Here is a 23,228-nt window from a genome sequence, read left to right as displayed (position 1 = left end):
TGCATGGAACTTGAGTTGTTTTGATTTAAACCGCTGCGGTATGACCATCATCGTCATCATCACCGCTGGGTTTGACGATACCGTGTTTAAAAGCATAAATTGCAGCCTTCGTGCGGTCATCAACTTCCAGCTTGGCCAGAATGTTGGATACATGCGTCTTGACCGTCTTCAAAGTGATGAAGAGCTCGTCGGCAATTTCTTGATTACTCTTACCTTGCGCAATCAGGCGGAGGACCTCACGCTCACGACTGGTCAAATCATCGTAAAGGGCAATGTCCGCCATTGCCTTACCCCGGTTTTGAATTTTACTGCTAACTTCCGGCTCCAGAACCGTCTGGCCCTTCGCTGTCTGCCGGATGGCGTCTGCGATTTCCTCGGCCGTACTGGTCTTGAGAATGTAACTAGCCGCTCCGGCCTCCATCGCCGGGTAAACTAGCTCGTCATCGATAAAACTGGTGAGAATGATCACGCGAGCGGCCGGCCAAGCCTTGAGAATCTTTTTTGTGGCATCAACCCCGTTCATCTTCGGCATCACCAAGTCCATGAGAATGACATCCGGCCGTAACTTTAAGGCCATGTCCAAACCCTCTTGGCCATTTTCGGCCTCACCTGCCACCTCAAGGTCATCCTGAACCCCTAAGTATGAAGAAATTCCAAGACGCACCATTTCGTGGTCATCAACGATCAGAACTTTTATCAACTGAATCATCCTCCTTGGTTACCGGAACCCGCAACTCCACACTCGTTCCCTGATTTGGGAAGCTAATGATGCGGGCGGTGCCGCCAATACTAGCAGCGCGTTCCTTGATATTTTGCAAGCCGTAACTCCCAGCCGCGACGTCCTTGCGCGAGTCAAAACCCACACCATCATCAACGACCCGCAGAATCACGGTGTCGTTCGCCTGCTCAAGGTAAACCTCAAGCTCCTCGGCGTCGGCATGCCGCAAAGTGTTACTAAGTAGCTCCTGCACCACCCTAAACAGATTATCTTCAACGGCAGGCGCCAACTGAACATCGCTCAATTCCCAGGTGATCCGAATGTGAATTTTGGTTTGGAGTTCCTTAAGCAGACCGATAATTCCTGCACGTAAATGCTTACCAGCCAAACTCGTAGGCCGCAAGTGCAGGAGCAAGGCCCGCATCTCAGACTGGGCGGCATTAATGACCCGCTCAATCGTCCGCACCTGCTTCTGTAAGTTGGCGTCCGCATCAGTTTTCTTAAGTGTACTCTTCATTGCCGAAAGCATCATCATGGCCGCAAACAGCTGCTGGGAAACGGAATCGTGCAGCTCCCGCGCAATCCGGTGCCGCTCCTCAATGAGAATCTGTTCCTTCGACTCCCCACCGACCATGACCGGCTGGGCGCTGTAACGGGCAATTTCCTGCTGCAAGCGGACGATTTTTTGGCGCAGGCTTTCCAACATTACCGCGTTCTCCCGGCCGACCTCGTGAGCAACCCGATTAGTAGCCATGGACCCGTCGCGCTCCAGCTGGTTACCAGCCAGAACGGATAACTTACTGGTCATGTTGCGGGTTAAGCGGTGTACGGCAAAATAGGCAATCAAAAAACCTGTAATTCCAGTCGTGATTCCGCCAAATAAGGCATACATGACGACTGGCACGCCAAAATAACTCTTCAGCAGCAGATCCAGCAGGTGCTGGGGATTCGTTGGCCCGGCGATGATCCAGAGTAACAGTAGTTCAAAACCAATAGTAATAATTGCGAGGGCGCTAAAAACCCCCAAATACGAACGTTTTCTCATACTGGCACGACCTCCAAATCGCCAATAATGGCTGAGGTCACGATCCGCAAATGCCGTGGTGCACTCTCATAATCATCACTGTACAGGTGCAGGGTCTCATTGCGCAGAATATGCTGCGCCCCACCAAAGTCTACCTTGCCAACAAGTGCTGAGTGGTTGAGCTCGATTCCGACCCCAATTGGTACTAGTACGCGCGTCTTCCCGAAGCCCTTTCGAATCATCACGACGTTATCTCTGCGGGGCAAGATGGTGTTACCAAGGTCAACAATCGTGTCGCCGGTCAAAATACTGATATTAACGTCTTCCCATTCAAAGACTGATTGACCGATCACGAAATCGCCAAACCACGGGCGGCGGCCATCAGTCCCCTTATCGCCGTCACCAGTAGTCCGCACGCTGACAAACTGCTTTCGGAACCAGGGCATGAGCCCTGAACTACTGATGGAACCACGCCCGGCAAACAGAATGGCGAGAATTGCGACCATGATCATCCACCACGCAGTGGGATTAATGAACACCGTAACGACTAGCGCAATGGTGCCAAATAGTAGCAATGGTGTTTTTAAAAAGTTGCCCCGGTGCAGACTATTTGCCCAGACCAAACTCAACACTGCCAAAATGCTAAAGACCAGGGTAGCAGGATTACTAATGATTTGATATGCGAGCATCAAGAATAATGCTGCCTCGATGATGATAAAAAAGCGCACTCTGGATGACAATGACATCACCTCCCGACATTATAATACGCGTTTTCCCTAATTTGTCTTAGGGCTAGCGGCTGATATTTCAAGCAATTAACAAGTAAGGGGCCCGGCTCACGCCGGACCCCTTACCTTAACCGTTCACTTAATCACTACTATTCGACATTCACGATTTTAACGATCATCTCGCCACCCGGGGTCTGAATGCTGACCTTCTCGCCCACGTGCTTGCCGATGAGACTCTGGCCGATTGGTGATTCATTGCTGATCTTACCGGTTGCCGGATCAGCTTCAGCCGCACCAACGATCTGGTAAGTCTCTTCATCGGTTTCGCCATCTTCGATGAAGGTGACCTTCTTGCCGACAGCAACCTCGTCCTTCGCGACAGCATCACTGTCAACGATTTCGGCATACCGCAGCATCTGTTCAACCGTGGAAATCCGGCTCTCCAATGATGACTGCTCGTCCTTGGCGCTCGTGTACTCTGAGTTTTCGGACAAGTCCCCGAATGAACGGGCAATCTTGATGCGATCGATCACTTCAGGCCGCTTAACGGTCTTTAATTCATTCAGTTCCTTCTCGAGCTTTTCCTTACCTTCAGCGGTCATCTGATAGTTCTTATCTGCCATGTGCGTGTACTCCTTTTAATTTGTTTGTTTTAAGCCAAGCCACGCTCAGAGAGAATTGACTGAATCTTGGTTACCAAAAGATCAATGGCAACGTGATTCTCGCCCCCCTCTGGCACGATCAAGTCCGCGTACCGTTTCGTGGGTTCAATGAACTCATGATACATCGGTTTAACGGTACTCATGTACTGGGCCATGATGTTGTCGAGAGAGCGGCCACGCTCAACCATATCGCGTTGTATCCGGCGCATTAGGCGGATATCGTCATCTGTATCGACAAAAACCTTAATGTCCATTAGCTTGCGTAACTCCTCATCGGCGAGAATAAGGATTCCCTCAATGATGATGACGTCACGGGGCTCAACGTGGACAACCTTATCACTCCGGTTGTGCATTTTGTAGTCATAAACTGGCTTTTCAATTGATTGCCGTGCAAGTAATTTCTTCAAACTGGCAACCAACAGTGGTGTATCGAAAGCAAGCGGGTGATCATAATTGATTTTCTTGCGCTCTTCAAAGGGCAGCTTGCTACTTTTGTAGTATGAATCCTGTTCGAGAAGCAGAATCGAACTGCTTGTGGAGAAGTGCTGAAAAATTTCGTGTGCCACCGTGGTCTTACCAGAAGCAGAGCCCCCAGTAATCCCGATGACGATTGGTTTTTGTAGTTCTGTCACGGTATCCCCCAAATCAGTGTCCTAATTGTTATCCGAGCCAATTGCAGCGATATTAGCATTCTGTTCGCTGAGGGTGCGCCCGTACAGGATTTTACCTGTCTTCATGTTGGCAACGAAGTAGAGGTAACCTGCGCTACGCTCCGCGGGATTCAGGACCGCACGGACAGACTCAAGACTAGGCTGGTTGAAGGGACCAGGGCCATATCCCGTGTGCTTGTACAAGTTGTACGGGGAGTTAACTGCCGTGTCCTTGTTGGTCAGGTGCTTCTTGTGGGTGTTAAGAGCGTACATGACGGTCAGATCCGATTGCAGCGGCATCTTAACGTCAATTCGGTTCAGGAAAACGCCGGCAATCATCCGCCGACTGTTCTCCGTCACCCCTTCACGTTCAACCAAGGAAGCAAGTGTCAAGACCTGCTGGACAGTGAAGCCCTTCTGATCGATCGACTTGTAGAGCGGGCTCAAGGTGCTATCCGACTTGGCAATCATTGATTCAACGAGTTTTTCTGCGGTCATGTTCTTCGAGACATCGTAGGTCGCCGGGAAGAGGTAACCCTCAAGTCGGTAGCGGACACCCTTCGCCTTAGTCGCAGAACTAAGTAGTGCGGGGTACTTAGCAGCCATTTGCTTAAAGAATGACTTACTACGCATGACCTTCATGAATGACTTCTTAGTCAGGTTCTTATCCTTTTTGGTGTACTTAGACATCGTATCCGCAATGTCTTCAGCCGTCACCCCTTCACGCACAAGTACGTGGGCGACAGGCCGCGCAACAGAACCGTTGTCGGTCCGCAGAGCAGCAATCACCTGCTGTAAACTCATCGACTGCTTCAAAGAGTACGTTCCCGCCTGAAAATCAGTGTAGTTACGGGACTTAACGTAGTAGTCAAAGACAACCGCACTTTTAATGACGTGGCGGTCTTCAAGCAGTGTTGCAATGTCCTTATTCGTTGACCCAATCGGAATTTTGACGTTCACGGTCGCGGTCGCCGACTCGTTGACAGGCCCAAAGGAAGACCGCACGTAGCGGTAGCCCATGAAGCCGACGATGATCAGTAGGGCAATAATAATCCCTACAACCCAAATCACAATGCGGTGTACCACATTCGACTGGACATTACGGATAGTTTTCTTATCCTGATTGTTTGTGTCTTTGTTCGTTTCAGCCACCGTTAGACCTCCATAGCATTATCCCTAACATTATAGCTAAAACACAGCCAAAATGCGATACCCCTAACGGATATGTGCCTTAAGTTCAGATTCCAAGGCAGCCGTAACCTTGGCAAATGAAGCGGAAACCGTTTCGTCCGTCAGGGTGGCTTCTGGGTTCAGGTAGGTCAAGGTGTAGGCCAAACTCTTAGTGCCAGCAGGCAGCTTCGGTCCAGCGTAGACATCAAACAGGCGGGCGGACTGCAAGTACTTGCCACCATTGGCCTTAATCACATCGAGTACTTGTTGGTCGGTAACGTTGTCTGCGATTAACAGCGCAACGTCGCGGGTGACGCCAGGGAACTTAGGCGCAGGCACAGCGATTTTGACGTTCCGGTCGGCAACAAACAGTGGTTCCAAGTTCAGTTCGAAAACGAAGGTTGCAGGCAAGCCCTCTTCGTGTTCAAACTCGGGGTGCAGCCGACCAAGCAGACCAATGCGTTCGCCGTCCAAGTAGATCGATGCGCCCTGCCCAGGGTGCAAAGCGGAGTCAAGGTCAGTTGCCGCAAATTCAATGTTCCCAGCAATGTCAAAATCATCAAGCAAGGCACTAACAATGCCTTTGACTGTGAAGAAGTCGACTGGCTTTGCCTTTTGATTCCATGAGTCTTGCTGCATTGACCCACTGAACACGCCGGCAAGGTATTCGTGCTCGGCTGGTCGGTCGTGCCCCGCATGCCGAATGAAGGTCCGGCCTTGTTCGTAGAGTGCGATATCCGCGGTCCCGTGGGCGACGTTATATTTAACGGCATCGAGCAACCCGCTGAGCATGTTCTGCCGCAATTCCTGGTGGTCGACCGTCATCGGCCATGCCAACTTAGTGGTTTCGCCTGGTTCGAGGATGAAGTGTTTGTTGTCCCCTTCACGCCGCAAAGCATAGGTAATCGCCTGATCCATCCCCATCGCTTCAAGGAGCTTGCGACTGCGCCGGACGCGTTCCTGAACCGTAGTCAAAGTACCAACGGTCTGACTGGTGGTTGGCAAGGTACTTGGCAGCTGATCATAGCCGTAGATTCGCGCAACTTCTTCGATCAGGTCAGGAACAATGCTGATATCCCAGCGCCGGGCCGGAACGGAGACGGTGAAAATCACATCGTCTGCACTTGCCTGTTCCTGCACCCCGAAGCCCAGCTGATCAAAAATTTTGCTGACTGCAACCGCTGAAATCTGGGTTCCTAAGATTTTGTTAATTCGGTTCAAAGAGATATCGATCACCACTGGATCGGCACTGACCGAACTGCCTGTGATCACTCCCGCCGTAGCGGTCCCGCCACCTAGTTCACCGGCAAGGCGCGCGGCTTCGTTCAATGCAGGAACGATGCTGGCCAAGTCGATCCCGCGCTCGAAGCGAATTGACGCCTGGCTGCGCAGATTGTAACGCTGGGCGGTCTTACGGATGTTGATGTGGTTAAAGGTCGCAGCTTCGAAAACAACCGTGGTGGTGTCCTTAGTGATTTCGGAGTTCAAACCGCCCATGACCCCGGCGAGAGCAACCGGCTTGTCGCCGTCAGTAATAACGATGTCGTCACTGACCAGCTCGTGGTCGTTACCATCAAGCGTGGTGAGCTTTTCGCCATCGGTCGCCCGACGCACAAGGATTTCTTTGTTATCGAGCTTGTCGTAATCAAAGGCGTGCAGCGGCTGTCCGAAGTAGAGCATGATGTAGTTGGTGATATCAACAATGTTGTTGATTGGCCGGACGCCAGCATTCCAGAGGCGCTTTTGCATCCAGAGTGGGCTGTCCTGAATCTTGACGCCCGTGACCACGCGCAAATTGTAGCTTGGCGCATCCTTAGGGTCAGTGACACTGACCTTCAGCATGTCGGCAGTCTTCTGACTGCCTTCAACCAGATGTTTTTCTTCGAAGTGCGGCTTGTTGCCATAAGTGGCACCGACTTCCCAAGCCGTACCGCGCATGCCTAAGATGTCCGCCCGGTTCGGGGTGATGTCAAAATCGAGGACGGCATCGTTCATGCCGAGCACGTCCATAGCATCAGTCCCTGGCTTGATAGCTTCATCAAAGACGTAGATGCCGTCACTGTACTTGTGGGGCGCCACGCTGTCGCTGAACCCAATTTCCTGCAGGGCGCAGAGCATGCCGTCACTGACCTCACCGCGGATTTTGCCGCGCTTGATCTTGACATTGTTGGCAATCCGGGCACCAGGTAGTGCGGCCACAACCGTCTGGCCAGCAGCCACGTTCGGCGCACCACAGATAATCTGGCGGAGCTCATCTTCACCGACGTCAACCTGACAAATGTGCAGGTGGTCAGAGTTCGGGTGCATAACTTCACTTTCAATGTGCCCGATCACAAGCTTCTTCATGCCAGCGCCACGGTAGGTCACGCTTGGTACTTCGATTCCTGTCCGGGAAACTTTATCAGCCAGCTCTTCCGGGGTCACCGGAACGTCAACTAGCTCTTTTAACCATTCATACGATACATCCATTGTTAATTAGCCCTCCTTGTGGAACTGTTCAAGGAAACGAACATCGTCGGTGTAGAAACTCCGGATGTCGTCAACACCATACTTCAGCATGGCGAATCGGTCCGGGCCGAGGCCGAACGCAAAGCCGCCATAGACATCTGCGTCAACACCCGCGTAGGTCAGGACGTTCGGGTGGACCATGCCGGCACCCAGAACTTCGATCCAGCCGCTGTACTTGCAGACGCTGCAGCCCTTACCGCCACAACGGAAGCAAGACACATCGACTTCCACACTAGGTTCCGTGAATGGGAAGTATGATGGGCGCAAACGAATCTCACGGTCGGCACCGAAGACGTGCTGGGCCATTGCGAGCAACGTGCCCTTCAAGTCGGCCATCGTGATATTCTTGTCGATCACGAGCCCCTCCATCTGGTGGAACTGGTGACTGTGGGTTGCGTCATCGGTATCGCGCCGGTAAACGCGGCCGGGGCTGATCATCTTGAGCGGACCCTTGCTAAAGTCGTGCTTCTCCAGCGTCCGGGACTGCGCCGCGGAGGTCTGGGTCCGCATCAGCAGTTCTTTGTTCAGGTAGAAGGTATCCTGCATGTCCCGAGCGGGGTGGTCAGCAGGAATGTTGAGCATTTCAAAATTGTAGTGGTCCTGTTCAACTTCGTAACTGTCCACAATTTGGTAACCCATGCCGAGGAAAAAATCGGACAAGTCATCGATAATCTGCTGCAGGATGTGCGGCGTCCCCAAGCGGACCGGCGTGCCGGGCATCGTCACGTCAACCGTTTCCTTAGCAAGCTTGCGGGCAACCCGCTCGCGGCGCAGTGTTTCCCGCTGTTCATCAAGTGCGGCGTTCAGCTCATCGCGAATGCTGTTCGCAAAAGCACCAACCTTTGGCCGCTCCGTTGCGTCCAGGTCCCGCATCCCCCGCAATACTTGGGTGATGGGGCCCTTCTTGCCCAGCAGGTTGACCCGGATCTTGTCCAAGTCATCGAGCTCCTTGGTTTCCTCAATTTTCTTCTGGTTCTCTTTGAGCAGTGCCTGAAGCTTATCTTGCAAGTCCATGGCAATAATCCTTTCTGTATCTAAAGTGTGTAGCGACGGCTGAACGCATAAAAAAAGCCCCCAACCGTCTTTCGACGATCAGGGACGAACTAGCCGCGGTACCACCCTTGTTCACACAATGTGCGCTCTTAATTAAGGCGATAACGGTCGCGACCGGAACATACCGCGCGACCACTGCCTTGTAGCAGCCTCCGCACTAATAAGTCAGCTCAGAAAATGAATACGGGCGCGCTCCGCTCAAAAGCCTTTCAGTCGGTGAGCTTTCTTCCTGACAGCAATTCACGCCTGCGTTTTCTTCAACGCCTTTACGATTTAACTATGCTTCAGTCTAGACGCCAAAATGCTGCTAGTCAACACATTCTTCGTCAGTCAGCCAAACATCGCCCCAAGCGTGGGCACTGGCAAGCACATCGGAAAGGCCCTCACCCTTAGGTGTCAGCCGGTATTCAATTAGTGCTGAATCTGGGTGCGTGACCCGATCAACCAAGCCATCGCTCTCAAGCTCCTTGAGCCGTTCAACGAGCACCCGGTCTGAGCACTTGGTAACGGCACTGGCAATGTTCTTGAACCGTTGCGGTCCATCCATGAGTACTTCAAGGATTAGACCGTTCCACTTCTTTCCCAGAATCATGAACGTCTTCTGAAAATGTGGACAGATTTCTGTTGCACTGTTTTTAGTGCATGGCTTTGTGGCAACTTGCATTTTATTCCCCTCATTCGCTTACGAATTGATAGTAACCTTGAATCAAGTATACCGCTAAATCACGCGAATGCAACAAAACTTGCACTCACCGCACATATTAATTCACAGGCGAAAAAAAAGAACGCCAGCACTTCGCTGGTGTTCCGTCATTACTTAATTTGTGTTCAAGCTATTTACCATTCACAACGGTTGCGGCGCCAAGCTTAGCGAGCATCCGCATCCGCCACGGGTGCATGAACTCAGCGGTTGCGGCGTAATCGTCAACCAGTGAAACCACGTAACTCTCAGGGTACTTCGGCAATGCCAGCGTCGCACCCCACATGTGCTTAATAATGATGTCCCGCTCAACGGGACTGAGTTTAGTCAAATGTTCAGCGTTGTGCAGCGCAATGCGTGGGTGCACATATGCGTGCGTTCCAAGGTCAAACTTGGTCGTCCGCCAGTCATAGTAAAACAGGTCGTGTAGCAAGCCGGCCCGCGCAATCGCGCGTACGTCTAAGTGCAGCTGCTTACCGATCATGTAACTGGTGTAGGACACCCGAATCGAGTGTTCCAAACGGGTGCTGTGGTGGTGCTGCGTAAAATCTGCAAGCCGCTGAACTTCAGGCTTAGCGAGTAAGTCACTAACCAGTGCCAAATATTCTTGATCATGCTGCCAACGCCGATATTTCTCCATTGCTGACCATCCTTTAACTTGTTTAGCCACATTATAGCAGGTGGGTGCATATCTGCAGATTATTCTTGCTAAAAGTAAGAGAAACGTAATATCCGCAAAGAAATCCTAGGAAAGCAAGTGGAAGAGGACAACCCCGGCCGCAACGCCGACGTTCAGTGATTCCGCACGGCCGCGCATTGGGATGTAAATGTTCGCGTCCGTCCGGGCGAGCAGTTCGGGCCGCATCCCGTTACCTTCGTTACCCATGATCAAGCCAAAGTTTTCAGTCTTGGCCATCGATGCGTAAGGTTTAGCTTCATCGTTCAGTTCAGTCCCATAGACAGGCACCCCACTACGCTGCAATGCGGTGGTGAGCTTAATCAAGTCCGCACTAACAACATTCACGTGGAACTGACTACCCTGCATCGCGCGCAGAACTTTTGGTGAAAATTCGTCGGCAGTCTGCTTACCCAAAATCACGTTCTTAACACCCGCAGCGTCAGCAGTCCGGACCAGGGTCCCGACATTACCGGGGTCCTGAATGGCGTCCAGCATCAAAAAGCTGCCGCTCAGTGGCTTTGGCAACTGATTGTGGGGCATCTTCATGACCGCAAAAACACCCTGAGAAGTTTTGGCTGAACTGAGGGCTTGTGCGACATCAGAGCTGATTTCAAACATGCGGTTGTAGTATGTCCGTAACTCCCGGTCCTGCATGTATTTGCTCGTAGCGTAAATCCGGTCGGGTTCAGCGCCACTAGCAATTGCATCGTGAACCTGGTGCGGCCCTTCAAGCAGGTAGCGGTCGTAATCCTTCTGGTACTTCTTAACGGTCAACTTCTTGGCTAACTTAATGTGATCATTCTTTGGTGACGCGATAATTTCCATGTTTAAATCCTCCGATTGAGTGATCGCTCGTAGCGGCACTCACGACACTTTTGTACCACCAGTGTGCAAACAGGTGCAACGCACACGGCGGCTAGTCATAGCTATCACAACTATAACATGGATAACAACATTTCGTGTAATTAAATCCGTCCATGTAAGTCCGTGCTGCTAGCGATGTCTGTGCTAAACTGTAAATAATAAACAGTGCGTCTGTAGTATCCGGATACACCTATATTGAAGCGGAGGTAATTACAAAATGGATTCAGTAGCTTACACAATGCGCGTCAGCGGTCTCGTTCAGGGCGTTGGCTTCCGTTGGAGCACCAAAATGGTCGCGGACGAATTAGGGGTGCGCGGGAATGTTGCCAACCAAGCGGACGGCTCAGTGGTCATCCACGCGTTAGCAACACCAACGGTCATGGCCAAGTTCAAAAAAGCAATCAAGGACAGCCCGACCCCTTATGGCCGCGTTTCTAGTTACGAGGAAACGCCAATCCAGCCGCTTCCTTCATATGACAGTTTCGACGTTATCGCTTGAAAGCCTGCAGGGCATCAAGTATAGTGGGAAGCGATTATCACGAAGGGAATTAATGTGTAAATGAAAAATAAAAAAATCCTCACTGCGGGTGCGTTAGGAAGCATTTTGATCTTCCTGTCTGCCTGCAGCAGGCACGTCAGCACCGGCGTCCGCCAACCACCGACAGGCTTTCTCTACGGGAGCCTCTACAAGTATGTTTCTCTGCCCATGGCCCACATGCTTAACTGGTCCGCACAACACTTAGGTGGCATCAGTGGTAACGGTTATGGTTTCGCCATCTTGATCTTCACGCTGATCATTCGCCTCGTCTTGATGCCAAGCATGCTCAAGCAACAGCGCAACTCAACGGAGCAACAGGAAAAAGCCAAGGTCCTTAAGCCGCAACTCGACTTGCTACAAAAGGCCGCTAAAGTCACCTCTGATCAGGAAACTACAATGCAGATCAACGGGTTGATGCAGGATGTCTACAAGAAGAACGGCAGCAGTATGATGCCGAAAATGGGCTGCCTAGCCCTGATCATTCAGCTGCCATTCATCACCGGATTGTACCAAGCCGTTGCCTACTCGAAGGTGATCTCCGAAAGTACCTTCTTCGGCATTCCGCTCGGCAAACCAAGTATGTTCATCACCATCACCGCGACCTTGCTCTATGTGGTGCAAGGCTGGATGAGCTTACAGTCTGTGCCCCCTGAACAGCAGAAGACCATGCGCAACATGATGATTATGAGCCCGCTGATCACTTTCTGGATTAGTATGATTTCCTCAGCCGGTCTGGGTCTTTACTTCTTCGGTACCGGTTTTGTCATGGTGATTCAACAAGCAATCATCACCTACATGATTGTTCCTGAAATCCGCAAGCGTCTGGACAAGGAATACGCCACCAAACCACCAGTTGTTCTGGTCACACCAGACATGTTCGATGAAGACGGCGCAATTACTGACCGCGCACCCCAAGCAAGTAACTTTGACAAAATGCAGGCGATGGGCGTTGCCGCACCAGGCAATAGTTCTGATTCCGCAGCAGATAAAACAGACCCAACGCCCACAGCAGAAGATCTACGGGCACGCAACGCGGGCAAGCAAAAGCACGAATAACTTGGCATAAAGCCGATTCAAAAAGCAGCTCCCAGATTGATGTGGGAACTGCTTATTTTTTGCCCTAAATTAACCAAGCCGATACAAAAGGCGGCGCGCATCAGAATGAAGTCCAACCCACGCCGTCTTGCATTTACATAATTATAATTGGGAACCCGAAAGACTGTCGCTAGTGGCACCATCGCCGTCTTGGGCGGCTGCGTCACGGAAGGCCTGTGCCTGCGCATCCGTGAGCAGCGGTAGAGCGATTCGGAAGACCGAACCGGAACCGACGACGGAGTCCAAGCTTAGCGACCCGCCGTAGCCATCAATGAGCTGCTTCGCGATGGCAAGGCCAAGGCCATTACCGCCTTTTTCACGGCTACGGGCCTTATCGACCCGATAGAAGCGATTGAAGACCCGTGCAACGTTCTCGGGGCTGATACCCTCACCGAAGTCCTGCACGGCAATATCGAGCTCGTTGTGGCTCGTCGCCACCGAAACGTGAACCTCTTTGCGCTGCTTGGAATACTTCACGGCATTATCAACGAGAATGATCATGACCTGTTCCAAGTGGTTGCGGTAAATCTGCACCCAATTCTTGCCCTTCAAATCATCTTCAAGCGTGATGGCAAAATCAGGATGAATCATCTGCATGTCGTCCACCACTTGAGCAATCACGGGCTGGGCGTCGGTAACAGCATTTGCAAACTGCGTGTCAACCTGGTCAGCCCTGGTCAAATCAAGCATTTCCTGAATCAAGCTCTTCATCCGGGCGACTTCTTGCAACGAAGCCTTTAGGGATTCGTCAAGCACTTCAGGATCATCCTTGCCCCAACGATTAAGAAGCTGCAGGTGCCCTTCCAAAACAGCCACCGGTGTCCGCAATTCATGCGAGACGTCCCCGACAAAATCAGTCTGCTGATCGATATAGCGCTGCATCCGGTCCAACATGGCGTTGAACTCGCTGATCAAATGGCTGAGCTCATCGTTACTAGCAATCTGCTCGATCCGCGCATCACTCTCCGGCTCCCCATTGATCGCATCAATGGTTGTGGTGATCCGCTTGATTGGCCGCAAGAAGCGGTTTGCAAGCCAAAAGCCCACCATCGCCGAAATGAGTAGAGCGGCAATGCTGATCATGTAGATTGTGTCGGTAATCGTGTCCATCGTGTGGTGGAACGCGGTCATTCCATCGGCAACCTGCACGTACCCGATCCTGCGCCCGGTACCATCACTGATCACGGCAGCACGACCAACAATGCCATCGAATTTGGTGTTCCGTTCGCTCTTCACGGCCAACCGCTCGGAACGCTGGAATTTCAACGGATTTGGCCGCGAATTAAACAGGAGTTTCCCAGACCGGTCATAAACTGAGACGTTGAAATCTGCACGGGACATTTTTTGGATGGTCGTGTCCGAAAAGATACTGATATTACTACGCCGTTGGTTGGGAAGGTACATATCTTCGCCTTGGCTAATTGAAGTATCCAGCAGTGGCCGGACCGCACTCACGGTCAGGTTTTCTGCGACTGGGGTGAGCCGCGCCCGCACCGCGTTCACGGTATCCGTAACGGTGTTTTTCTCCTGAGTCACCAAAGTCTGCCGCATCACCCCGTAGATGATGATGGCAAACACGAGGAAGGTTAGAAAAATGCCGAAGCCAACGGTGGCTGCCCACCGCCAGCGCAGCGAAATAAAGCGCCGTGATTTTGCACTACTAGATTGGTCTTCGTGCGTGCCGTCCATTCTAGGACCGCATTACGTAGCCCGTGCCCCGAACGGTCTGAATGTAACTCTGTTCACCAGGACGGTCGATCTTGTTCCGGATGTAACGGACGTAAACGTCAACAACATTGGTTTCAACATCCGAGTTGTAACCCCAAACCTTGCTGAGCAGAACATCGCGGGCCAAAACAACGTTGATGTTTTCCATCAGGGTAAGCAGCAGTTCGTATTCACGCTTGGTCAGCTCAATAATGTCGTCGCCGCGGCGGACAATCCGGTTTTCCTTCTCGATAACTAAGTCCCGGTACTTGATAGTCGTTTGCTTAGCCTTGTTGCTGGCGTCCATGGACTTGACCCGGCGCAACAACGCACGCAAGCGGGCTAAAAGTTCTTCGATAGCAAATGGCTTAACAATGTAGTCATCAGCACCGTGATCAAGACCAGAAACCCGGTCAATAACGGAATCCCGCGCGGTCATCATGATGATTGGGGTGTTCTTAACCTGCCGCACGCGCCGGCAAATCTCAAGCCCGTTCAAATCTGGCAACATGAGGTCCAGCAAAATTGCGTCCCAGTCCTCGTTGAGTGCGGCGTCAAGTCCCTTACGACCGTTAGCGTAAACAGCCGTTTCGTCGCCTTCATGCTTAAGTTCAAGCTCGACAAAACGTGCCAAGTTCTTCTCATCTTCAATAATCAAAATCTTGCTCATTACTATGTCACTCCTCTAAGAATCAGTCGATTGAACTAATTCGTTATCTCATCAATGCACAGTTGATCTCATTATAAGAACCATTTCCTGAAAAAATACTAACACATAAGCGCGATAAAGGCCACCATTTGCCCGACGTAACGGGCATTCTGTAGGATTAACCTGGGTTGACCAAACAATTTATGCTTATTTAATGTTAGTTTCACAACTATGTTCTCACTTATTAGCTTAATGCGCTAGCAATTCTCCTAATTTCGCTAAGAAAGTTATTCACAGAATTTTTGCTTTGGGTGCTGAATTCCGACTCGTTTTCGCATACACTAGACATATGACCCATTAAGTCACCAACAAATAAGAAAGAGATGAATTCTATGACCAAACGTATTAAAGGTTCATGTACCACCATTCTCGTCGGTAAGAATGCAACTACCGATGGTTCAACCATCATTGCCCGGAACGAGGACGGTGCCGCTCCACTCGAACCACAAAAGTTTGTTGTCATCAAACCCGAGGACCAGCCTCGTCACTACCAGTCCGTGCTGAGCAAATTCAACATCGACCTGCCTGACAACCCACTCCGCTACACCTCCACCCCTAACGCCAACCCGGCAAACGGGATTTGGGGCGCAGCCGGGATCAATAGTGAAAACGTCGGCATGACTTCAACCGAAACCATCACGACCAACTCCCGCATCCTTGGCATCGACCCACTTGTGGACGATGGTCTTGGTGAAGAGGACATGCCAACCATCACTCTGCCTTACATTCACTCCGCTCGGGACGGTGTTCGCCGCCTCGGCAAGTTGCTCGAGACTTACGGGACATACGAAACCAACGGCATCTGCTTCTCCGACAAAGATGAAGTTTGGTACTTCGAATCAATCGCCGGTCACCACTGGGCTGCTATCCGCATCCCCGACGATGCGTACGTCATTGCACCTAACCGTATGAACATCGACCAGTTCGACTTTGACTCCGACGACACGATGTACGCCGCTGACCTCCCCGACCTGATTGAGCGTTACCACCTTAATCCAGATCCAGATCAGGTCAACATGCGCCACATTTTCGGCAGTGCCACCATCAAGGACACCCGTTACAACAACCCCCGGGCTTGGTATGGTCAGAAGTACTTCAACCCTGAATTCGACACGACCCCAATTGATCAGGACTTGCCATTCATCTGCCGCACCAAGCGGAAGATCAGCATTGAGGACATCAAGTTCGTTCTGAGTTCTCACTACGAGAACACACCTTACGACCCATATGGTACAACCGGTACCGACGCCGAAAAGAAGCTTTACCGCCCAATCGGAATCAACCGGAACCAGGAACTGCACATTTTGCAGATTCGCAATGACGTGGCTCCTGAAATTGCCGCGGTTCACTGGCTTGCATTCGGTCCAAACACCTTTAACGCTGTTGTGCCATTCTACGCCAACGTGAACGACACACCTGACGCTTACAAGCGCACCACGAAGGACTACGACCCCCAGGCTATGTACTGGCTCAGCTGCACCCTGGCTGTTCTCGGTGACACCAACTTCGGCCTGTTCGAAGACTTCGAGAACCTCTTCGAACAGAACACCGTTGCCGCTTGCCGACACCTGCAGATCAGCACTGACACCGACATCGCCGGCGTCAAGGACGTTTCCGCAACTCTCGAAGCAGTCAACGCCAAGATGGCGAAGATTTCCTTCGACAACTCCAACAAGCTCATGGGACAGATGGTTGAACTCGCAGCTCCCCAGATGAAGTTACAGTTTACCCTGCACGACTAAAGCAAATAATTGAGCAACATGATGACGTCTCCGGCCTAGCTGGGGGCGCCATTTTTGTGCACTGCCTACCAAAAAACGGGCTCACCGCCAATTGCGGTCAGTCCGTTACAAGATTGTTTGTCTAATGCTCAGGTTTCAGCCTTGGCGCGTTGAGCCCGTTCAACCAAGTCGGTAAATAAACGTAGGTGTTCTGGGTGCTTATACCAGAGATTTTCGGGGTGCCACTGCACTAGAAGCACACCGTCATCCGCTGTTGATTCCAGTGCCTCAATCACCCCATCTGGCGCGGTTGCTGTGACCCGCAAACCAGGCGCAACGGCCCGCACAGCCTCGTGGTGGCGCGAGTTAACTAGGAAACGGTCGCCGAGTAGTGCGTTAACCCTGCTGCCCGGAACGGTGTCAACGTGATGGGTGAGCCAGTGGCCACGCGTCGCTTGCGCATGCTGGATTTTGCAATCAGGGTCTTGTGCGGCCAAATCTTGATAGACGGTGCCCCCAAGTGCCACGTTGGCAATCTGAATGCCGCGGCAAATGCCGAAAATCGGTTTGTGCGCGGCAACTGTTGCTTTAATCAGGGCAAGCTCAAAGACATCCTTTTGGTCCAAGGTCATTCCCACTTCCGGAATGGGCTCCTCACCATACCTGATTGGGTTCACGTCCGGGCCCCCTGGCAAGATCAGACCATCAAAAGTATGCACCATGGCGCGCGCGAGTGCATCCGCCTGTGTGCTGTCATCCGGGAAGGGCAGAATGATCGGAATCCCGCCGGCAGCCAGCACCCCTTCTTTAACATCGTGCGGCGCGTATACCGGGTAATCGTCCGGCTTTTGCGGATCAACATTGATTATTTCATCGCTAGATAAGGCAATAATTGGCTTCATGGCAAAATCCTCCGCTGCGTATTTATCACGCAAATTATGTAAGTGTCATCAATTTTATAAATAAATCGTTACGATTACAATAGTTGCCCGGTAATCCAAGCACAGACACAAAAACACCCAAGCGCGGAGTTACGCGCTTGGGTGTTAGAGAATTATCTTAATTAAGCTTCGTGGTACCAGGTGTAGTGGAAAATACCTTCGCGGTCGTTCCGCTTGTAGGTGTGGGCACCGAAGTAGTCGCGCTGGGCCTGAATCAGGTTGGCAGGCAGAACTTCACTGCGGTAGCTGTCGTAGTATGTGATGGCGGCGGAGAAACCAGGAACTGGAATGCCAGCCTTAACTGCCAAACCAACCAAGTCCCGAACTGATTCCTGGTAGTTGCGGGCGATGTCCTTGAAGTAGTCATCAAGAAGCAGGTTCTTGAGGTCAGGCTGCTTGTCAAAGGCGTCGGTGATGTTCTGGAGGAACTTAGCGCGGATAATGCAGCCTTCGCGCCAGATTTTTGCCAGTTCGCCGTACTGCAGGTCCCAGTCGTAGTGGTCACTAGCAACACGCATCTGCTCGAAGCCCTGAGCATAACTCATGAGCTTGCTGAAGTAGAGCGCCTTGCGGATCATCTCAATGGCTTCCTTCTTGTCAACGTTCACCTTAGCGACTGGCTTAGGCAGAACCTTGCTTGCGGCAACCCGTTCGTCCTTCATTGCACTGATGTAACGAGCGTAAACGGACTCGGTGATCACGGACTGAGGCACACCCAATTCGAGTGCGGACTGAGAAGACCACTTACCGGTCCCCTTGTTGCCAGCTTCGTCAAGAATCAGGTCAACAATCGGCTTGTCTGAACCAAGGTCATCCTTGCGGGTCAAAATGTCGGCGGTGATGTCGATCAGGTATGAACTGAGCTCGCCATCTTTCCAAGAACCAAAGACGTCGGCAATTTCATCAACGGACATTCCGAGCATGTTCCGGAGCAAGTTGTAACTCTCGGAAATCAGCTCCATGTCCCCGTATTCAATTCCGTTGTGCACCATCTTGACGTAGTGACCGGCACCATTTGGTCCAATGTAGGTAACACATGGCTCACCGTCTTCAGCCTTGGCAGCAATCTTCTTCAAGATTGGGGCAACCAAGTCGTAAGCTTCCTTCTGGCCACCAGGCATGATGGAAGGGCCTTCCAGCGCACCGAGTTCACCACCAGAAACACCCATACCGATGAAGTTGATCCCGGACTTGTCCAGTTCGGCGTTACGCCGCATGGTGTCTTCGAAGAAGGTGTTCCCACCATCGATCAGCACGTCACCCTTGTCCAGCAGTGGCAAAAGCTGGCTGATAACAGCATCCGTACCAGCACCAGCCTTAACCATCATGAGAATCCGGCGGGGCTTCTCGAGTGACTTAACGAAATCCTCCACGGTGTAGCTTGGGACGAGCTTCTTGTCACTGTGTTCTTCAACAACCTTCTTGGTCTTTGAGCCCGTCCGGTTGTAGATGGCTACGGTGTAACCCCGGCTCTCAATGTTCAGAGCAAGGTTCTTACCCATAACAGCCATCCCAACAACACCAATTTGTGGTTTGTCCATTAGTCTAAATTCCTCCATTTTTTAATGAATCCGTGATTCATTCTTTTGGCAATTAGTTCGGGGAGACGTTAATAGAACGCATCCACCCAATCACCCTTTATCCTATCAGATAATTCCGCCGAATTAAATGGCAGTTAATCCTGTTTGTCCTGATCGTCCTTGCCATCGTCAGGAAAGAGTCCCTTCAGACTAGCAAAGGGATTGTTGGGCCGCTCTTCAGGCGCGGGCTTAGCCTCTTCCAGATCATCTTCACTCATCAGTGTCCAGTTATCACCACTAGGCAACTCGCTGGCGCTTTGTTCTTCCGGCGTCAGTACGCGCAGTGGCAGTGCGAGCAACACATTGTCCTTAACGGCCGGCATGAGGTCGAGCCATTCGGAATCAAGGGGGATGAGCAGGTCATCATCCTCATAATCTTCGGCGTGGTCCGGGTCGCTCAGGTAGATTTCCTTGAATTCAAAATGAACCGGAACGGTAGTCGGGGTCAGGCTCCGCGTTGATGGTAAAGTTGCCTGCGTGTTGAGTTCACCAGTGACCACAAAATCACCACGACTGTAGAGTACTTCACCCTGCACGCGCACTTCATCAAGGTCGATCAGCTCTGGATCCCGCTCCATCAATTCCTTTTTGAGCGCCAACGTTTCATCAAACGCTAGCGGCTTGTGATTATACTCTCGCAAGTTACTCGTTGACCATTTAAGCATTGCCCATTCCCTCCATAATTGGCCGCCGCCCGTAATTCTGGCGCCGGCCCGTAATCGTTTCAACTAAGCTATCGGCATGCCCCTCTAGCTCGAGCACACCGCCAGTTCCAAGCATATCAGCAGCCACCCGCGTCACAATTGGCAGGGTAGCCGTCTTCTTCCGCTCGTGAAGAAATTGCTGCCCGCGCGCGGTAAACCCGAGCACGTGCACGACCGGATTGGCTTTACTAAAAGCCACCGCATCACTGCGCATGTTCAGCATCGTTGCCAGCGCGAGCCGTCGCAGCCGTGCATAGGTATAACGTTTTGACTTGACCGCGTGCAAGAAGTCTGCAAAATCAGCCGCACCAACAATCCCGCCGCGCAGCCGGTACTCAAGACCCTCTGACATCTGGTCAATTGCGCGCAGTTCGTCTAAAGTGGCCGTCTGCAGACGGTACCGCAGTAAGGGCCAGAAGTCCGCCCAGCTCATGCGGCGCTCCTGCTCAAGCAGTGCCTGCGTGCTGGCTGGAACCAGCGTCCTGACATCTTGTCCTTGCCGCAGTGCATGCCTAATCGCGCTGCCACTAGCGAACTCATCGCGGACGAGCTGACTATCATGGGCGGCGCCACGCCGCGGAATGACAAAGAAGTGCATCCCCGCATGGAGCGCCGCATCTGCATCAGCATAGGCCAAACCGAGCATGGTGTTCGGCGCGGTGATTTTGCGCCCAGTTTCTGTGGCGTAAAACTGCGCCAACTGACTTGCATAAGTCTGCGTGTAATCGCTAAAAATACCGCCAGCTGGGTGGGCTTCCGCCGCGATTCGCTTCTGCGCGAGTCCGGCAAAATCTAGGTCACTATCCTCACTACCAAAAGCCAAATTCGTGATTCCCAATGCCGCCAACTGCTGGACCCCGCCAAAAGCGAACTCCCGTGCAGATTGAATGGCACTGGCTAAGGGTAATTCGAGCACCAGGTCAGCACCTGCCTGCAGTGCGAGCTTGGTGCGCGTCCATTTATCGACAATTGCCACCTCACCGCGCTGCACGTAATTTGGAGACATGACCACAACCAAAGCGTCAGCACCACTGCCACGCTTGGCAGCTTGCATTGCGTACACGTGCCCGTTGTGGAGCGGATTGAACTCAGCAATCATCCCAACAGCCTGCATCATTATCCTCCGTTATTACCCTACTGCTTGACCGCGCTGAAGAACCAGCGCGTGCTGTCATCTTTGACGGTGCTTTTCCCGAAGTCAGCACTAACTTCCACATTCGTGAAACCAGTCGCTTCCAAAGCGGCTACAAAATCATTGATCGGGTAGGTGCGCTCCTTGTGCGTCTCAATCAAAGGCTTGTATGCGTCAATGTCTTCCCGATAAATAAAGAAGGTTAGATCATGCTCGCAGGAATGCGGGTATTCGCCCTCGTAACTACTCCAGAGGAAAGCGTAATCCTCAGTCTGGTAGTTATACATGTAGCCAGGAAACACCTCGTCCATCTGGTAAATTGAGTGCGCGTCAAACATGAAGCGCCCACCAGACTTGAGATTAGCAGCAACCTGCGCAAACGTCGCCTTAACATCATCAAGATTTTGCATGTAGCAGATTGAATCATCGAAGCAAGTGACCAGGTCAAACTGGTCGATGACCCCAAAATCCCGCATGTCGGCCTGAATTAGGGGGATGTCGACATCCGCGGCGTTAATTTTGTCCGCAGCGAGGGCCAGCATATCCGCACTGAGGTCCAGATTAGTGACCTTGTACCCGGCCTGCGCCAGCTTCACCGCCAGCGTACCGGAACCACCGGCGAGCTCTAGCAACTCTTGCTGCTGGGGCTGCACCCGCTTTTCGACATACTCTGCCCAATCATCGTAGAGGTCCTGATCCATTAACTGGTCATAGACTTGGGCGAACGTTGAGTAAATCATGCTTCAGTCAGCCATGCGGAAACGTCAACGATTGGCGCGTCCTGCCAGAACTGTTCAAGGTTGTAATTAGCCCGTTCTTCAGGCGTGAAGACGTGCACAACCACGTCGCCGAGGTCCATCAAAATCCAGCGGGAACCCTTCTTACCTTCAATTGACTTGACCGTTGCGCCGGCCTCTTCAACCTTTTCTTCGATGTTATCAACCACGGCCTGAACCTGCCGCTCGGTACTGGCGCTGACAATCAGAAAATAATCAGCCAGTAAACTAACTTCATGCATGTCTAGAGCCAAGATATCCTCGGCGCGTTTGTCATCCGCGGCGCGAACGGCAGCCTCAAGGACCTTTTTACTACTTACCATTTAGTTTTTCTCCTTCTTGATCAATGCGTTATAAGTTGCCAGGGTCAGCGGGTGCACGATTGCGCCCTTACCCACCAAGTAGCTGAGGGTGCCCTGGAGTTGAATCAGTGTTGCGGTGCGAAGACTGGTTTCGGCAGCCTTCCGGGCGGCAACTTCCGTATCTAATGTCCGGGCGGGCTCAATAAAATCAGCCGTAAAGGTGATCATGTCGAGCGCGGTCATGTTAGGATTCCCGGTCGTGTGGCGTTTGATTGCGCGCAAAACGCGCGGATCGCTCACACCAAGTTCCTTTTGGATGAACCAGACACCGACCATGCCGTGCCATATGCCGCGGCCATACTGCAGCAGGTCTTGATCGAAGCCCTCAGTGCGAATGACTTTTTCAAAATCAGCACTTGGAACCTGCTTGGCGTAATCATGCAGCAAGCCTGCTAGACCCGCTACGTCAACGTCCTCGCCAAAGCGTTCTGCTAACTGCCGACTGCATTCCTCAACCCGCAGGCAGTGCGCAAAGCGCTGCTCATCGAGCCGGGCGTGCATTTTGGCGATGATTTCACTGCGGGTCAGCCCCCCCGTGAGTGCCACGGGATAAACATATTCAGTCACGGTACAGACCCTCTTTCTCAATGTACGCCGCTACCACATCGGGGACGAGGTAGCGAATGCTTTCACCATTTGCCACCCGCTTGCGAATCGCGGTGGAGGTGATTTCTAGCTGGGGCGCGTCGACCCAGAGCACCGGGTACTTACTCCGCGGTGCGTAACCGGGCCGCTTAACGCCGACAAACTGGACCAACTTGGCCAAATCATCGATGCGGTACCACTTAGGCAGGTAATTGACCATGTCCGCCCCAATAATTAGGTAGTAGTCCGTATCTGGGTGGTCCTTTTTGAGTTGCACCATCGTGTCGTAGGTATAGCTAATGCCACCCCGCTTGATTTCACACAGCTCGAGGTCAAATAGCGGGTTACCCTGAATGGCCGCGGCCAACATCTCGACGCGGTATTTGGCCGGAATGGCCTCCTTCTTGTCGACATGCGGTGGGTTAGCATCAGGCATGAAATAAACCTTGTCCAGCCCGAGTTGCGTCCCCACCTGGTCGGCCATAACTAAGTGGCCGGTGTGCACGGGGTTGAAGGTACCACCAAAAATACCGATTTGGCGCCGCTGCTCCGGGCCCAAAATCTTCGCACGCAATTCGGTCGAGATTACGGGGTGCCGGAGCGTCTCTACCTTGCTCGCCAT

The 23,228-nt window shown here is 52.1% G+C and carries 24 protein-coding genes; 3 read left to right on the top strand and 21 right to left on the bottom strand.

The window, feature by feature from the left end; translation table 11 throughout:
• Positions 1-25 precede the first annotated feature (25 nt).
• From GN107_RS04285 to GN107_RS04235, 11 genes are all read right to left on the bottom strand, one after another.
• Positions 26-700, bottom strand: coding sequence for a response regulator (locus GN107_RS04285; protein ID WP_155286727.1), 675 nt, complete (start codon positions 698-700; stop codon positions 26-28).
• Complete coding sequence (locus GN107_RS04280) at positions 678-1,763, bottom strand: sensor histidine kinase (protein ID WP_155286728.1); 1,086 nt, start codon at positions 1,761-1,763, stop codon at positions 678-680. Before GN107_RS04280 ends, GN107_RS04285 begins: the two co-directional genes overlap by 23 nt.
• On the bottom strand, positions 1,760-2,482 hold the full coding sequence (liaF, locus tag GN107_RS04275) for a cell wall-active antibiotics response protein LiaF (protein ID WP_196246256.1): 723 nt from the start codon (positions 2,480-2,482) through the stop codon (positions 1,760-1,762). The genes GN107_RS04280 and liaF overlap by 4 nt, the downstream gene beginning before the upstream one ends.
• A 137-nt stretch (positions 2,483-2,619) precedes the next feature.
• A complete protein-coding gene (greA, locus tag GN107_RS04270; RefSeq protein WP_155286730.1) occupies positions 2,620-3,093 on the bottom strand; it encodes a transcription elongation factor GreA in 474 nt (157 codons plus the stop codon).
• Between the two features lie 29 nt (positions 3,094-3,122).
• Positions 3,123-3,764 (bottom strand): uridine kinase, encoded by a 642-nt coding sequence (udk, locus tag GN107_RS04265; protein WP_155286731.1) that lies wholly within the window; start codon positions 3,762-3,764, stop codon positions 3,123-3,125.
• A 21-nt stretch (positions 3,765-3,785) separates the two neighbouring features.
• Positions 3,786-4,934 carry an endolytic transglycosylase MltG gene (mltG, locus tag GN107_RS04260; RefSeq protein ID WP_155286732.1) on the bottom strand — a complete coding sequence of 383 codons (1,149 nt, stop codon included), beginning with the start codon at positions 4,932-4,934 and terminating at the stop codon, positions 3,786-3,788.
• A 63-nt stretch (positions 4,935-4,997) separates the two neighbouring features.
• Positions 4,998-7,421: a phenylalanine--tRNA ligase subunit beta gene (pheT, locus tag GN107_RS04255; RefSeq protein WP_155286733.1), complete on the bottom strand. Its 2,424-nt coding sequence runs from the start codon at positions 7,419-7,421 to the stop codon at positions 4,998-5,000.
• Between the two features lie 6 nt (positions 7,422-7,427).
• Positions 7,428-8,474 (bottom strand): phenylalanine--tRNA ligase subunit alpha, encoded by a 1,047-nt coding sequence (gene pheS, locus GN107_RS04250; RefSeq protein WP_155286734.1) that lies wholly within the window; start codon positions 8,472-8,474, stop codon positions 7,428-7,430.
• 346 nt (positions 8,475-8,820) lie between these two features.
• A complete protein-coding gene (locus GN107_RS04245) occupies positions 8,821-9,177 on the bottom strand; it encodes a winged helix-turn-helix transcriptional regulator (protein ID WP_155286735.1) in 357 nt (118 codons plus the stop codon).
• Between the two features lie 169 nt (positions 9,178-9,346).
• The gene (locus GN107_RS04240) at positions 9,347-9,853 is read right to left on the bottom strand and encodes an HD domain-containing protein (protein WP_155286736.1); all 507 of its coding nucleotides are present in this window, start codon (positions 9,851-9,853) and stop codon (positions 9,347-9,349) included.
• 105 nt (positions 9,854-9,958) lie between these two features.
• A complete protein-coding gene (locus tag GN107_RS04235) occupies positions 9,959-10,717 on the bottom strand; it encodes a TrmH family RNA methyltransferase (protein WP_155286737.1) in 759 nt (252 codons plus the stop codon).
• Positions 10,718-10,973: 256 nt separating this feature from the next.
• On the opposite strand from GN107_RS04235, the gene GN107_RS04230 reads away from it, so the two are divergent.
• Together GN107_RS04230 and yidC are read left to right on the top strand one after the other, a co-directional pair.
• Entirely contained in the window at positions 10,974-11,255 is a 282-nt protein-coding gene (locus GN107_RS04230; protein ID WP_155286738.1) for an acylphosphatase, read from the top strand.
• A 60-nt stretch (positions 11,256-11,315) separates the two neighbouring features.
• A complete protein-coding gene (yidC, locus tag GN107_RS04225) occupies positions 11,316-12,350 on the top strand; it encodes a membrane protein insertase YidC (protein WP_155286739.1) in 1,035 nt (344 codons plus the stop codon).
• A 141-nt stretch (positions 12,351-12,491) separates the two neighbouring features.
• On the opposite strand, the gene GN107_RS04220 is transcribed toward yidC, so the two are convergent.
• Together GN107_RS04220 and GN107_RS04215 are read right to left on the bottom strand one after the other, a co-directional pair.
• Positions 12,492-14,078 carry a sensor histidine kinase gene (locus GN107_RS04220; protein WP_155286740.1) on the bottom strand — a complete coding sequence of 529 codons (1,587 nt, stop codon included), beginning with the start codon at positions 14,076-14,078 and terminating at the stop codon, positions 12,492-12,494.
• 1 nt (position 14,079) lies between these two features.
• Positions 14,080-14,766, bottom strand: coding sequence for a response regulator transcription factor (locus GN107_RS04215; RefSeq protein ID WP_155286741.1), 687 nt, complete (start codon positions 14,764-14,766; stop codon positions 14,080-14,082).
• A 371-nt stretch (positions 14,767-15,137) separates the two neighbouring features.
• On the opposite strand from GN107_RS04215, the gene GN107_RS04210 reads away from it, so the two are divergent.
• Positions 15,138-16,547 (top strand): C69 family dipeptidase, encoded by a 1,410-nt coding sequence (locus GN107_RS04210; protein ID WP_155286742.1) that lies wholly within the window; start codon positions 15,138-15,140, stop codon positions 16,545-16,547.
• 128 nt (positions 16,548-16,675) lie between these two features.
• On the opposite strand, the gene GN107_RS04205 is transcribed toward GN107_RS04210, so the two are convergent.
• From GN107_RS04205 to GN107_RS04170, 8 genes are all read right to left on the bottom strand, one after another.
• Positions 16,676-17,428, bottom strand: coding sequence for a gamma-glutamyl-gamma-aminobutyrate hydrolase family protein (locus GN107_RS04205; RefSeq protein ID WP_155286743.1), 753 nt, complete (start codon positions 17,426-17,428; stop codon positions 16,676-16,678).
• Positions 17,429-17,589: 161 nt separating this feature from the next.
• A complete protein-coding gene (gene gnd, locus GN107_RS04200) occupies positions 17,590-19,008 on the bottom strand; it encodes an NADP-dependent phosphogluconate dehydrogenase (RefSeq protein ID WP_155286744.1) in 1,419 nt (472 codons plus the stop codon).
• A 134-nt stretch (positions 19,009-19,142) separates the two neighbouring features.
• Entirely contained in the window at positions 19,143-19,712 is a 570-nt protein-coding gene (locus GN107_RS04195; protein WP_155286745.1) for a YceD family protein, read from the bottom strand.
• Positions 19,705-20,865: a nucleotidyltransferase gene (locus GN107_RS04190; protein WP_155286769.1), complete on the bottom strand. Its 1,161-nt coding sequence runs from the start codon at positions 20,863-20,865 to the stop codon at positions 19,705-19,707. The genes GN107_RS04195 and GN107_RS04190 overlap by 8 nt, the downstream gene beginning before the upstream one ends.
• A 20-nt stretch (positions 20,866-20,885) precedes the next feature.
• Positions 20,886-21,623 (bottom strand): class I SAM-dependent DNA methyltransferase, encoded by a 738-nt coding sequence (locus tag GN107_RS04185; protein WP_155286746.1) that lies wholly within the window; start codon positions 21,621-21,623, stop codon positions 20,886-20,888.
• Positions 21,620-21,982 carry a ribosome silencing factor gene (gene rsfS / locus GN107_RS04180; RefSeq protein ID WP_155288048.1) on the bottom strand — a complete coding sequence of 121 codons (363 nt, stop codon included), beginning with the start codon at positions 21,980-21,982 and terminating at the stop codon, positions 21,620-21,622. Before rsfS ends, GN107_RS04185 begins: the two co-directional genes overlap by 4 nt.
• Positions 21,983-22,588, bottom strand: coding sequence for a bis(5'-nucleosyl)-tetraphosphatase (symmetrical) YqeK (gene yqeK, locus GN107_RS04175; protein ID WP_155288047.1), 606 nt, complete (start codon positions 22,586-22,588; stop codon positions 21,983-21,985).
• Positions 22,581-23,228: a nicotinate-nucleotide adenylyltransferase gene (locus tag GN107_RS04170; RefSeq protein WP_155286747.1), complete on the bottom strand. Its 648-nt coding sequence runs from the start codon at positions 23,226-23,228 to the stop codon at positions 22,581-22,583. The genes yqeK and GN107_RS04170 overlap by 8 nt, the downstream gene beginning before the upstream one ends.

The sequence above is a fragment of the Lacticaseibacillus zhaodongensis genome, assembly GCF_009687905.1.
Lineage (GTDB): Bacteria > Bacillota > Bacilli > Lactobacillales > Lactobacillaceae > Lacticaseibacillus > Lacticaseibacillus zhaodongensis.
This window is presented reverse-complemented; position numbering and strand designations above follow the sequence as displayed.